We start from the raw sequence: 12,059 nt of genomic DNA, 5'->3' as shown, positions 1-12,059 counted from the left end.
CTGCCGCTAGAGCTTTCCCGCGGCCGGACGCTGCAGCAAGTTCACGCCCGCGGCGGCCGCCAGCAAGGCCGGCGAGACCCAGAAGCCGGCGGAGATGTTCCCGGTGGCGTCGGAGATCGCCCCCGCCAGCAGCGGGGAGACGGCCTGCCCGAACGCGAACGAGACGGTCAGCAACGCGATCGCCGCGGTCCACGACGAGACGGGCAGCTGCCGCTGCGCCACGATCGTGATCGCGGTCGGACCCGCCAGGAAGCTGCCCCCGAAAAGGACCGCGGAGACGAACATCGCCGCCGGGCTCGCCGGGAAGACCAGGACCGGCAGCGTGCCCAGCATGGTGATCGCGAAGACCATCGACGGCCCCCGGGACTCCCGCACGACTCCCAGCACCTTGCCCCACAGCAGGGTCGCCACGGCCGACACGAGCCCCAGCACCGACCAGAACCAGATCACCTGGCCGCTGCTGCGCCCCTGCTCCTGCAGCAGCGCGATGATGAACGTCATGTAGCCGACGTAGCCGGCCCCGAACAGGCCGTACCCGACGAACGTGGGCGCGATCCGGCGGAATTCCCGGCCGCGCAGCAAGGCGATGCGGCTGCCCGCCGGCTCCGGCACGCTGCGCGCCGCCCACCAGGCCGCGGGCAGGCACACCGCGCCGAGGACGCCGAGGACGATCCACCCTTCCGGCCACTGCTGCACGCCGCTGCTGAGAACGATCGGAATGCCCACGCCGGACACGAGAATGCCGATGCCGACGCCCGCGACGTAAAGGCCGACCAGCGTGCCGCGCCGGCGCGGGTTCCGCGCCGGGCAGATCGCGGAAGCCAATCCGGCGCCCAGGATGAAGGTGAGCGCCGTCGAAGCGCCGCCGACGGTCCGCAACGCGATGAGGGCGGCCACGTCGGTGGTGGTCGCGGTGACCAGCAGAATCACGACGCTCACGGAGAAACCCGCGAGAAACGTCCGCGCCATTCCCCAGCGGTAAGCCAGCCAGGCGGCGATCAGCGCGCCCACCACGTACCCCGCGCCGTTCGCGGTGTTCATCGCGCCGGCTTCGACGTACGTCCATCCCAGGTCCGCGCGCATCGGCGGCAGCAGCAGGCCGTAGGAAAACCGGGAGAGCCCCAACGCGACCGCCGCGCCCCCGGACAATCCGAGGGCCGTGCCGACCTCCCGCCACCTCTGCCCGCGACTGTCGTCGGCTTTCAGGGGCGATTCTGCTGTCACTGGCCATTACCTCAAGACGCGGTCGTGAAGGAACACCGACAAGCTTGATCAGCAAGCCCGACGAACATACCGCTCGCCGGCGGGAACCGCGAGACGCCCTCTCGGAGCCGGGCCTGCCCGCGGCCCGGTTCCGAGAGTCCGCCCGGCGGCCGGCTCCCGTTACGGGGCGGCCCTTTCCACGGTGGCGAGAGGCTGGGACTGGTTGACGACGAAGAAGCACAGCACCTTCAGCGGCTCGGGACCGGGCACCCGGGCGTAGTGCACCGCGTCGGCGGGAACCGTGTAGGAACTCCCGACCACGTGGTGCTGGTCGGGCTGGCCTTCGACGCACAGGTAGAACTCGCCGCCGATCACGTAGCCGGTTTCGATGCCGGGATGGGTGTGCGGCGACGCGCTCGTTCCGGCCGGGACCTCGATGACGCTCGTGTTGAGGACGTATCCGTCGGGAAATTCGGTTTTCTGCAGCAGCGTCCGTTTGATCCCGCCCTGGACGTGCACGGGGTCGGCCGGCGTCCCGACGGACGCTCCGGAGGACGTTTCGACATCGGTCATGCTTCTGCTCCTTCTGGGGCGGTTGCGTGCGTTCTCTTGCCGGCTACTGGGTTTTGACGCCAATGGCCGCCAAAGCCGTGCGCGGGACTTCCGCGAGGTAGCGCTCGTGTTCGCGGCGGACCGAAACCGGCCCGAGCGTTTCCTCGACGAGCGGTTCGAGGCTCTTCTGGATCTCGTGCGGCGAGCCGGGGATTTTGCAGAGGTCGTAGGCGCTGTACAAATGCATGAGCGCGTTGGCTTTCGCCTCTTCGGCGGTCTGGCCCTCCAGGATAAGCGGGTCATTTATACCATGTATTCGCGGTTCGCCAAAGCCCGCGTCGGCAAAGAGGCCGCGAATCTCCTCGCGAGTGAGGTGTTTGTGCGGATGGCCGGTGCGCGAATACGGATGCACGACGTCGTCGAAAAATCGCGCGGCGCCTTCGCCGGCCTCGAATGCGTGCAGCACCAGCGGGGATCCGGGCTTGAGCGTGCGGAAGGCTTCCGCGACGGCCAGCTGCCGCGTCTTCGGGCTCAAAAGCTGGGTGCCGTAGCCGATGAGGACGCCGTCCAATGCGTTGTCGCGGAACAGGCTTCTCGCCGCGGACTGGCGGATGTAGGGCAAGCCGTGCGCGCGGCAAGAGCTGATCATCAGGTTTGAGATATCAGCTGTGAGCACAGTAGGAGCGTCGTCTCCGAGAGTCGCGGCCAGCCGCGCGACGGTGCCGCTGCCGCCCAGGACGTCCAGCACCCGAAGAGATGACCGGGAAATCCCGGGGGAAGCGGGGGAGAACAGTTCCAGAAGGCTCGTCATGCCGGTTCGCCGGCTGTTCGAGGTGTTCTGCGTCCGGCTCCAAGCCTGCCCGCGGCCGCCGGTGTCCTGGCCCTCGAATTCCCAGGACAACGTGTTCAGTTCCTTGAGGTAGGCCTCGATCGCCCCGGTCTCGATGCGTTCCGGGTCGAGCAGCTCGCGGAGGCCGGGGTGTTTTTCGCTGATCTCCTCCAGATACTGCGGAAAGGTGAGGTCGGCTACGTAGGTGTCGCTGGTCATCGCACTGCCTCCGAACGAATTTCAGGCGGAGCCGTCGAGCGCGCAGTGGCCACTGCGGCGATAGTGTCCACTGCGGCGATATCGGAAAGAATCCCGAGCACGATCTTTTCGGCGTCGGCGGTCTGCCTCGACGCGATTCCCGGGCGCGGCAAGGCGTGGGTGTAGAAGTGCGGCCCTTCGACCACGAAGCCGACGGCCCACAACCTCGGCTGAACGCGGCCGTCGGCCCTCTTCGCGCGCAGGTTCTCGTCGATGTCGATCCCGGACGGGTGGTACTCCCCGTTGCGGAACGGCCGGATCAGGCCGCGCCGGAGGAGGTTCGCGGACAGGGGAGAGGAGTCGGTGCAGGGCGAGTACTTGTCGAGCCGCGCGGAAACGACCACGTCGACGGGGACGGCGACCGGCCGGTCGGGGTAGGCCAGCGAGATCCGGTAACGGGGCTCGTCGCCGGGCGTTTCGATCCGGCTGGCCGCGCCGCCGGCGACCTCGATGATCCCGGCTTCGAACAGGGCCAGCCATTCTTCGTTGCGGCGCAGGGGAGGACCGAAGGCGACCCGGTTCACGATCGGGTCGAACTGCTCGACGAAATAGCGATGCGACGCCGGGGTCAACCCGCCGTATTCCACCGCCGCGCGGAACGCCTCGCGGGCGTCCCGCAGGACGTCGGTCGCGGCCTTGATGCCGCTGGTGCAGTTGCCCCGGTACGCTTCGGCGAGATCGTCTTCCATGGAGGCCAGGAACCACCGGCGGAACTCTTGCGGCGAGGCGAAGCGCCGGTCTTCCAGCGGCCACAGGACCTGCCGGATCAGCCGGAGTTCCTCCGGCGCCGGCGTGAAGCCGGCCGCGTCGACGTGCTCGCCGCTTTCTGCGATCCGATAGGCATAGGCCATTTCGGTGAGGAGCAGCGGCAGGAGATCGGCCTGGAAATCGATCCGCGGATCGCCCAGCGTCCTGGCGCGAGCCCGGAGCCGGGCCACGGCCTGCGGCGTGAAAAACTGGCAGACGTGGCGTCCGGTCTGGCCCTTCTGGTTGACGCCGCGGGCCGCGAAAGGCAGCGCCTGCCGAGAGCAGAGCCACAGCCGCGGCTCGCGTCCGGAAGGTTCGTACGCCAGCTTGCCGTTCTCGGTCCGGTACCGCCCGCCGCGACCCAGGGTGAACGCGGAAACCACGTCGTGCGCGGTAAGGCCGAGGCCCTGGATCGCCACCCGCGCGGTGCTGTCGATCGCGTCCAGCTTGCGGACGGGGTAGGGAGACGCGAAGTAGGCGAGGTGCGGGTTCGCGGTCCCGTTTTCCCGCGCGAAGCCGGCCAGCCGCCGGTCCTCCTCGGTCTGCGTGCGGTAGCCGTGCCCCATGGCGAGCACGGAATAGCGCGCGAAGACTGTCTGCCCATTGTCGAGATCGATCGCGTACACGTCGTTCTCGAACCGCACGTCAATGGCCCGGGCGCGGATGTGCTGGACCCGGATGTCGGGAGACAGCGCGGAGACGACCTCGCGGCCGAAGGCGGCCAGGTATTGGCCGAGCACGACGCGCGGGAGGTGGCTTCGCCCGGCGGCTGCGGGGTCGCCGGCTTGGTGGCGAGCGGCCCAGTCGAGCACCGACGGCGTGCTGCCGTCCCCGACGGAACTCCGCGGCGGGCGCACCGTGACCTGGGACGCGAGGGTGTTGATCAGAAGATGGCCGGGCTGGTCCGTGGGATGGCTTCCCTCGCCGAGGTTGCCGGGGTCGATCACCAGCACCTCGAGACTCGCGTCGGCGGGCAGCCGTTCCCGGTGCTCCGCGAGCCGCTCGAGGACGGTCAGCGCCCGCGGGCCGCCGCCGATGATGGCGAGCCGGAAGCTAGACATTGGCCGCGCCCGCCCGCGAAGCGCCGAAAGCCAGCTCGGCGACCGGCGCGGAATGCACCATCGCGATGTCCGGACTGGCCGGAGAGGGCGGAAACGCGGTCAGGACCAGCGGATCGTGCCCCGGGATGACGCGGTCGAGAGCACTGGTCCGCGCCGCGATGCGCGAATAACCGTCGAGATACTCCCCGAGGTCGGCGAAGCTCGGGTAGGGAATGTTCCGCCGGAAGTTTTCGTAGTAGTGCACCGCGTCGCTGGCGAGGAGGAGCTCCCCGCGTGCCGTGGCGACGGTGACGAACTGCAGGCCTCTCGTGTGGCCGCCGCACAGGTGCACGGAAATGCCCGGCGCGATCTCCTTCTCGCCGTCGGCGAAGTGCAGGCGACCCTCGTACAGGCTTTGCACCGCGGTGCCCACGTCGGCGGGCTCGTAGTTCTTCCGCAACAGCTGATGCCGCATGTCCGGACCGGTGCAGAATTGCATCTCAGCGGTCTGCAGGTGAATGCGCGCGCCCGGAAAAGCGGAGATGTTTCCGGCGTGGTCGTAATGCAGATGCGTCACGATCACGTCGCTGACGTCCTCGGGAGCGACGCCGAGCCGCGCCAGGAGATCGACCGGATGCGTGTGGTAGTGCCGTCGGCGCCGCACCGCGGTTTCCGGCGTGAAACCGGTGTCGACCAGCACCGTGCGCCCGTTTCCGCGGATGAGCCAGACGAAGAAGTCGAGCGGCATTTCCGACCCGTGGAGCGGATCCTCGCCGAGGAAGTTGTCGGCGCTGCTGCGGCCGTAGTGCGAGGCGTAGCGAAGGGCGAATACCTCGTAAGCGGGCGAACCGGAAACGCCCGGGGTCATCGCGGGACCGTCCGGAAAGAAAGCGCGGCGGGCATGGTGGAAGCTGGCGCCATACCTGGGGAGACCATGGTTGGAGAACGTAGCCGACAGCAATCGCCGTCGGCAATAGGCGGCGTTTACACACCACGCGTCGCTCCGTCGAGTTCTGGTCAGACTTGTGGCAGGGCAACGAAAAAGCCCAGCCAATGGCTGGGCTTCTCCGTCGGGCGCGACGATTCCGCCGCGCATTATCGCGGCCGGTATTCCGGCGGCCCGAAGTCTCGCCCGGTGAATGGGACTTCGGGTTCGAGGCGCATTATGTGTCGACCCCGTTTTGTGCCGTCGCAGGTGTCCGCGGCGGCGCGGCCTTGTCGGCGAGCTGCCCGGCTCCCCGGTGGCCTCGGCCCGACTGGGCGGTGAAAAACAATCCTTTCCGGATCGGCGGACACCTTTTTTCCGTGCCGCGAAACAAGAATCTCAAAGAGAATGGTTGCGCCCCGATGTGCCAGCCTTTACGCTGAAAGCGTGCACATCGTCCGCCGGAAACCCGCACCGCCGCCCGGCCGGTGAACCTTCAGCGCACGGAAGCGTCGCTGTCCGGGTTGCGATTCGGCTGCCGCAGTTCCCTCGCGAGGTTTTTCCACCGTTCGGCGCACACCAAGGCGAGTTCGGCGAAGTTGTCGCGGCGGTACTCGGGGAGACCCTGAATGAGATGGTGCCGCTGATCGTCGTCGATGTCGCAAATGCTGAGCCATTGCAGCAAAGTGCGCGCGACGGCGTTGAACCGCAGCGAAGGATCCTTGCGCAGGCCCTGCAAATCCGGTACGGCCGCGTCCTGCCGGGGCGGCTCCGGAGGCAGCCGGGCTTTCGCGTACTTGAGCGGCACGGGATCGTCGCCGCGGCGCAGCCGGTCCCGCACGTCGCGGGCCGTCCCGGTCGAGATCCCCGCCTTGCTCGCGATCTCGCGCAACGGGGCGTCCGGCCGTTCGGCGATGATCCTGGCGGCGGCCCGCCGTCCCTCGGCGGTGGTCAGCGGCCGGACCCTGCCGTCCTTGCCCATCCGGGCGTGCGACTGCGAGGAATTGCCAGTTGCCCGGCTCCGGATCGCCGCGACCGTCGGCGCGCTCAAACCGGTCACCTCGGCGACGGCCCGATCCGACCACGCGGCCCCCGACTTCAGGATCCGCACCGCCGCGGCCTCGCGATCCGCTCGGCTCAGCGGAAGGCCGTGTCGCACATTCGACTGCACGGACCGCACGAACGCTTCGAAATCCGTGCCGTCAAAGTAAGTTACTGAGATTTCCGTATCGCCGCGGCGGCGGGCCGCGAGGACTCGATGCACTCCGTCGATCACCCGCATCGTGGCCCGGTGCACCAGAACGGGCGGCAGGCGCGCACCGGTCCCGGCGAGCACTTCGACGTGCTTCGGATCCTCTCCCTCCAGCCGCGGCGAGCCGGCAAGTTTCAACGCATCAAGCGACACTGAATCTGACACCGTTTCCCCCAGCCCAGATGCCCGAGTCGTCCACCTCAGACCGAGTTACCACTGTGGCAGACGAGTTCGCCGGTTGGCAATCGTTCATCGACGCCGTCCGGGGGATCATCTGATCGGACGCCCGCGAACCCCACGTCTGCCTCTTGCGGCAACGGTGCGCGTTCGGCATCGAATGCGAATTCCGGCAAATGCGGTACTTTTCGCGCCGACGGCGGCAACGGTCCTGGCAAACGGGACGAACGCCCGCCGCGCTTCGGTTACACCGAGCAGCGGGGCGCCGGCCGGTGCTTTCCCCGCGGCTCAGCCGGGGCCATTCTTCGCGTCCGGCCAGTCCGGTTGTCGCACAGAGTCACCTCGGCGGTTTCGGTGGCCGGGATGGTCCGGGGTTTCCGGCCGCCGCCTCGAACTGTGCGCAAAAGCGTTGGCAGGCCACGATTTCGCCGCGCGGGCAGTGTTGTCGTCAGCTGTCTCCGCCAGCGGCCGGTGTTTCCGGCTCGCGGAGGTGCCCGAGGTCCCGGGAAACAGCTTGGGTGGTGGTCAGGAGTTCGGGCAGCAGCCGGCGCAGTTCGTCGATGTCCGCCTGCGTTTTGATCGAGGTGATGCTGATCGCACCCGCGACTTCGCCGGTGTAGTCCCACACCGGCGCCGCGATGCAATTCGAGATGGTCTCGTATTCGCCGTCGTCGTAAGCCCATCCTTGCCGCCGGACCTCCGCGAGGCGTTCTTCCAATGCCTCGCGGGTGGTGAGGGTGTTGCCGGTGAAGCTCTCGAAAGTCGCGTGGTCGAGGATCGCGGCCGCTTCCTGCCGCGGCAAATGGGCGAGAATCGCCTTGCTGACGCCCGCGGTGTGCACCACGACGTATCCGCCGATGCGCGTGTCGAGGTGAATCGAACCGACGGGCTCGATCTTGTCCACGTACACGATGCGGTCGCGCTGCCGGACCGCGAACTGCACCGTCTGCCCGACGCGTTCGCTGAGATCGACGATGTGCCGGTGCACCAGCGTGCGGAGGTCGAACTGCGCCAGCGCGGACTCGGACAGCGCCGCCAGCCGGAACCCGACGCCGTACCGGCCGCGTTCGTCCTTGCGGACGAAACCCGCGCCTTCGAGGGTCTGGAGCAGCCGCAGCGCGGTGGTGCGGTGGACTCCGCACATCTCGCTGATCTCCGCCAGGGTGCGCGGCCTGACGCTGCAGAACTCGAGGATGTCGATCGCGCGCTGGACAGTCTGGGCCATGCTGGGCTGGTGCTCCTCCGCCGGTGCGGCATTTCCGCCGCGAGTGCGCTGACCGCACAATGCTACGAGAGTGCGGGGGAGGGGAGCACGCCGACGTGCAGCAGCACGTTCCCGAACCGGCGCCGGTCGCCGGTGACGACCGCCAGCACCAGGTCGTCGCTGCCAGCCAGCGCGTAGAACTCCTCCCGGGACACCAGCGTGCGCGGCACCCCGGGGGAGAACAGCGCCGCGGTCTGGTCCTGGACTTCGCTGGGAAGGCTGTCCGGGCTCGGCCGCATCTGGGTGATGCGCTCGATGTGGACGGTGCCGCGCACGACGGCGGTCACCTCGGGCACCGTCGGCGTGCCGGCGGTGAGATTGAGGAACACCGTCCGGGCCCGGGGCCCGGCGCGGTTGGCCGCCCAGTGCCCGTCGGCGACGAGCACGGTGGAGCCGTGCCCGGCGCGGGCCAGCGCGGACAGCACTTCGGGATGGGTGATGGTGTTCGCGATCATCGCTGGACTCTCCCTGCTCAGCGGAAGTACTGGCCGCCGTTGACGTCGGTGACCGTGCCGGTGACGTAGCCGGCGTAGCCGGACGCCAGCCACAGAGCCGCTCCGGCGACGTCCTCGGGCGTGCCGGCGCGGCCGAGCGGGATGCCCGCGACAGTGCGCGCTTTGGATTCGGCGGTGGTGAAGGTGTCGTGGAAAGGCGTGGCTTCGATGAAACCGGGTGCCAGGCTGTTGACGGTGATGCCGTCCGGGGCGAGTTCGGTCGCCAGGGCACGGGTGAAGCCGAACAGCGCGGCCTTGGCAGTGGCGTAAGCCAAGGCGCCGGGATGCCCGCCGGTGTGGCCGGCCAGTGAGGCGATATTGACGATGCGGCTGTGCGAGCCGCGGCGCAGCAGGGGTAGAGCGGCCTGGCTGAAGAGAAAGGTGCTGTCGAGGTTGACCCGGAGGATCGACTGCCACAGTTCGATCGTCAACTGGTCGAGCGTGGCCCGTTGCACGAGCCCGCCGACGTTGTTGACCAGCACGTCCAGTCCGCCCAGTTCGCGCTCGACGGACGCGATCGCGGCGGAGACCTGGTCCGGGTCGGTGGCGTCGACCGCCAGGGCCAGCGGTTCCTGGCCGGCGCCGTCCTCGAGGAACCCGGGGTCGGGTTCGTGCGTGCGGTAGGTGATCGCGATCCGCGCTCCCTCTTGCGCGAAGAGCCGCGCGATCGCTTTCCCGATGCCGACCCCGCCACCGGTGACCAACGCGGTTTTCCCGGCGAGCAGCTGATTCATGGTTCTCCTCGGAGTGATGCGGATGTTCGTCAGGCGGCGGCTGCGTTGCCCTCGGGGCGACGGTTGGCGTAGCGGTAGGTGGCCGCGGCGGTGACGACGAGGCAGGCGGCCAGGAAGGTCAGCCCGAGCCGATCGCTTCCGGTCGCCGATTTGATGACGCCGACCGCGTACGGCGCGACGAAACCGCCGATGTTGCCCAGCGAGTTGACCAGGCCGAGGCTCGCGGCTGCCGCGGCGCCGGAGAACAGGGCGGCGGGGATGGAGAGGAACGGCGCGATGGCGGAGAAGATCCCGATCGCGGCGACCGAGAGGAAGATCAGCGCCAGCGTCGCGCTGACCGGCAGGAGGTAGCCCGCCGCCACGAGCCCGACGGCGGCCACGACCATGCTGACGCTGGCGTGCAGGGCGCGCCGCCCGGTGCGGTCGGCCCGGCGGCTCCACCAGTAGACACACGGAACCGCCGCCGCGTACGGGACCATCACCAGCCAGCCCAGCGTGCCGTTGCCGAACTGGCCGAGGCTTTTGACGATGGCCGGCAGCCACAGGCCGAGGCCGTAGATTCCGCACACCATGCCGAAGTTCAGCAGGCCGTAAGCCCACGCGTTCGGCGATTTCAGCCCGGCCAGGAAGGGCCGGCGCGAGGGCGACGCCTTGGCGGCGAGTTCGGCGTTCATCGTCCGCGTCAGCCAGGCGCGCTGCTCGGCGCTCAGCCAGGCGGCGTCCTCCGGCCGGTCGGTCAGCCAGAACAACGTCAGCACGCCCAGCACGATCGCCGGAAGGCCCTCGACGACGAAGACCCATTGCCATCCGTGCAGGCCCCAGAGGCCGTCGAGGTTCAGGATCGCGCCGGACAACGGCGCGCCCACCGCGTTGGCCACCGGCTGTGCCAGCACGAAGATGCCGAGCACCGCCGCCCGCTGCGCGGTGGGGAACCACAAGGTGAAGTAGAAGACCACGGCGGGGAAGAACCCCGCCTCCGCCGCGCCCAGCAGGAACCGCAGCACCAGGAACGACGTTTCGCCGGAGACCAGCGCCATCGCGGTCGCCAGCGCGCCCCACGTGACGAGGATCCGCGAGATCCACCGGCGCGCCCCGAACCGGTACATCGCCGCGTTGCTGGGAATTTCCAGCAGGACGTAGCCGAGGAAGAAGATGCCCGCGCCGAGCCCGTAGGCGGCGTCCTGGATGCCGAGGTCGTGCGCGAGCCCGGTCTTGGCGAACCCGACGTTGTTCCGGTCCAGGTAAGCGACGAGATACAGCACCAGGATCAGCGGCAGGATCCGCCACCGCACGCGGCGCAGCGTCGTTTCGGCTATTCCCGGTGCGATGCCCGGCTTCGCGGCCGGGAACGTCCTGTCCATCGCGATCCTCCTTGACCACGGTCGCGCCCCCGGTTTCGGGCGGGCGCTTGTCAGCGGTGGAATGTAGTACATGGTGCACTTGATGTGCAAATAGTGCACAGCTCGGCGATGGTTGCGGTTCGGGCAGGGGAACCTCGCGACCCGGCTGCGGGCGTCGGGTTCCCCAGTGAGCGGATCGCCGGGCCGGGTGCCCCGGCGGCGGAAACTGTTGTGCGGCAAGCGGACTTGGCGGCCGTACGCGGCCAGGCCGCTGTGGCCGGCGGGCTAGGCCCAGTCGCTGCAGCGCCGGACGGCGTTGGTGCTGACGTGCCGCAGGCAGACCCGCACCAGCGCGCGTTGCGTGCGTTCAAACCCGCTCGCGACCGCGCCGACGGCGCCCGGACCGCACGCTTGGCCGATGGGCGAGGTCGCGCCGTCGTACCAGGCGTCGGCGATCGCGCAGAAGCCCACTGCGCCCTGGTTGCGCACTGAGCCGGTGATCCGGCCGCGGTACGGCCCGGTGCTCGGCCCGGTCCACTCGATGGTCGCGGAGAGCACGCCGCGGTGCGGGCCGGTGTCCGAGGTTTCCGCGCCCGCGGTGCGGGACCAGGTGCTTTCCGGCAGACGGGTGGTCGGATAGCCGGTGGGTGCCGGGGTCGCGGTGCCGGGCGCTGCCGGGTCGGACCCGAACAGCCGCGGGACCACCGACAGCGCGAACGTCAGGGCGGCGCCCGCGGCGACGGCGGCAGCCATGCGCCAGCACGCCCACCGCCGCCGGCGCCTGGTGCCCGCCGCGCGTGCCTGGTCCGCCTGGTCCCAGAGTTCGGCGAGACGGCGCGGGTCGCTGCCGCACGCCTCCGCGATCGCCCGCACGGCCTCCTTGGGCGGCAAGGCTTTTCCGTTGATGTACCGCTCCAGCGACGACCTGCTGTACGGCGTGCGAGACTGCAGTTCGGCGTAGCTCAGCCCGGCGGCCTGCTTGACCCGGCGCAATTCCGCCGCCAGACGCTCGAACGCGGGCGATCGTTTCGCCCCGGCCGCGCCGCGCCTTCGCCGCGGTTTTCCCGATGCGCCGGAATCGGTTTCCCTCATATCTCTGATGTCCCCCTCGAAGCGCACGGCTTCCCGGTTCATCTCAGCACGTCCCGTGGGACGCGGGAACCCTTGCCGCGCAGCCCGGACGCGAGAAAAGTCGGCCAGCGAGGGGATTTTTCCGTTCCGCGGAAACGGCGCGGGTGCGGCCC

The 12,059-nt window shown here is 69.2% G+C and carries 11 protein-coding genes; all 11 read right to left on the bottom strand.

Features of this window, described 5'->3' with window-relative positions; translation table 11 throughout:
* Positions 1–6: 6 nt before the first annotated feature.
* The 11 genes from F9C12_RS05250 to F9C12_RS05200 all read right to left on the bottom strand — a co-directional run bounded on the left by F9C12_RS05250 (position 7) and on the right by F9C12_RS05200 (position 11,907).
* On the bottom strand, positions 7–1,224 hold the full coding sequence (locus F9C12_RS05250; protein WP_409464987.1) for a YbfB/YjiJ family MFS transporter: 1,218 nt from the start codon (positions 1,222–1,224) through the stop codon (positions 7–9).
* A 159-nt stretch (positions 1,225–1,383) separates the two neighbouring features.
* Positions 1,384–1,776: a cupin domain-containing protein gene (locus F9C12_RS05245; RefSeq protein ID WP_409464986.1), complete on the bottom strand. Its 393-nt coding sequence runs from the start codon at positions 1,774–1,776 to the stop codon at positions 1,384–1,386.
* 43 nt (positions 1,777–1,819) lie between these two features.
* Complete coding sequence (locus F9C12_RS05240) at positions 1,820–2,803, bottom strand: class I SAM-dependent methyltransferase (RefSeq protein ID WP_409464985.1); 984 nt, start codon at positions 2,801–2,803, stop codon at positions 1,820–1,822.
* Complete coding sequence (locus tag F9C12_RS05235) at positions 2,800–4,650, bottom strand: FAD/NAD(P)-binding protein (RefSeq protein WP_409464984.1); 1,851 nt, start codon at positions 4,648–4,650, stop codon at positions 2,800–2,802. Before F9C12_RS05235 ends, F9C12_RS05240 begins: the two co-directional genes overlap by 4 nt.
* Positions 4,643–5,497 carry an N-acyl homoserine lactonase family protein gene (locus tag F9C12_RS05230; protein WP_409464983.1) on the bottom strand — a complete coding sequence of 285 codons (855 nt, stop codon included), beginning with the start codon at positions 5,495–5,497 and terminating at the stop codon, positions 4,643–4,645. Before F9C12_RS05230 ends, F9C12_RS05235 begins: the two co-directional genes overlap by 8 nt.
* Positions 5,498–6,050: 553 nt before the next feature.
* Positions 6,051–6,971, bottom strand: a complete 921-nt coding sequence (locus F9C12_RS05225; RefSeq protein ID WP_409464982.1) for a streptomycin biosynthesis protein — start codon at positions 6,969–6,971, stop codon at positions 6,051–6,053.
* Positions 6,972–7,431: 460 nt separating this feature from the next.
* A complete protein-coding gene (locus F9C12_RS05220) occupies positions 7,432–8,208 on the bottom strand; it encodes an IclR family transcriptional regulator (RefSeq protein WP_409464981.1) in 777 nt (258 codons plus the stop codon).
* Between the two features lie 62 nt (positions 8,209–8,270).
* Positions 8,271–8,702: an RbsD/FucU domain-containing protein gene (locus F9C12_RS05215; protein ID WP_409464980.1), complete on the bottom strand. Its 432-nt coding sequence runs from the start codon at positions 8,700–8,702 to the stop codon at positions 8,271–8,273.
* Between the two features lie 17 nt (positions 8,703–8,719).
* The gene (locus tag F9C12_RS05210; RefSeq protein ID WP_409464979.1) at positions 8,720–9,475 is read right to left on the bottom strand and encodes an SDR family NAD(P)-dependent oxidoreductase; all 756 of its coding nucleotides are present in this window, start codon (positions 9,473–9,475) and stop codon (positions 8,720–8,722) included.
* Between the two features lie 29 nt (positions 9,476–9,504).
* Positions 9,505–10,836 carry an MFS transporter gene (locus F9C12_RS05205; protein WP_409464978.1) on the bottom strand — a complete coding sequence of 444 codons (1,332 nt, stop codon included), beginning with the start codon at positions 10,834–10,836 and terminating at the stop codon, positions 9,505–9,507.
* 264 nt (positions 10,837–11,100) lie between these two features.
* The gene (locus tag F9C12_RS05200) at positions 11,101–11,907 is read right to left on the bottom strand and encodes a helix-turn-helix domain-containing protein (protein ID WP_409464977.1); all 807 of its coding nucleotides are present in this window, start codon (positions 11,905–11,907) and stop codon (positions 11,101–11,103) included.
* Positions 11,908–12,059: the final 152 nt, after the last annotated feature.

This window comes from Amycolatopsis sp. GA6-003, assembly GCF_046267895.1.
GTDB lineage: Bacteria > Actinomycetota > Actinomycetes > Mycobacteriales > Pseudonocardiaceae > Amycolatopsis.
The sequence above is the reverse complement of the archived record's forward strand: the minus strand, read 5'-3'. Positions and strand labels throughout refer to the sequence as shown.

Bases quoted from the DNA above. Each gene is read 5' to 3' on its own strand.
- F9C12_RS05200 (WP_409464977.1), bottom strand. From the start codon at position 11,907: ATGAGGGAAACCGATTCCGGCGCATCGGGAAAACCGCGGCGAAGGCGC.
- F9C12_RS05220 (WP_409464981.1), bottom strand. From the start codon at position 8,208: ATGGCCCAGACTGTCCAGCGCGCGATCGACATCCTCGAGTTCTGCAGC.
- F9C12_RS05205 (WP_409464978.1), bottom strand. From the start codon at position 10,836: ATGGACAGGACGTTCCCGGCCGCGAAGCCGGGCATCGCACCGGGAATA.
- F9C12_RS05240 (WP_409464985.1), bottom strand. From the start codon at position 2,803: ATGACCAGCGACACCTACGTAGCCGACCTCACCTTTCCGCAGTATCTG.
- F9C12_RS05235 (WP_409464984.1), bottom strand. From the start codon at position 4,650: ATGTCTAGCTTCCGGCTCGCCATCATCGGCGGCGGCCCGCGGGCGCTG.
- F9C12_RS05245 (WP_409464986.1), bottom strand. From the start codon at position 1,776: ATGACCGATGTCGAAACGTCCTCCGGAGCGTCCGTCGGGACGCCGGCC.
- F9C12_RS05215 (WP_409464980.1), bottom strand. From the start codon at position 8,702: ATGATCGCGAACACCATCACCCATCCCGAAGTGCTGTCCGCGCTGGCC.
- F9C12_RS05210 (WP_409464979.1), bottom strand. From the start codon at position 9,475: ATGAATCAGCTGCTCGCCGGGAAAACCGCGTTGGTCACCGGTGGCGGG.
- F9C12_RS05230 (WP_409464983.1), bottom strand. From the start codon at position 5,497: ATGACCCCGGGCGTTTCCGGTTCGCCCGCTTACGAGGTATTCGCCCTT.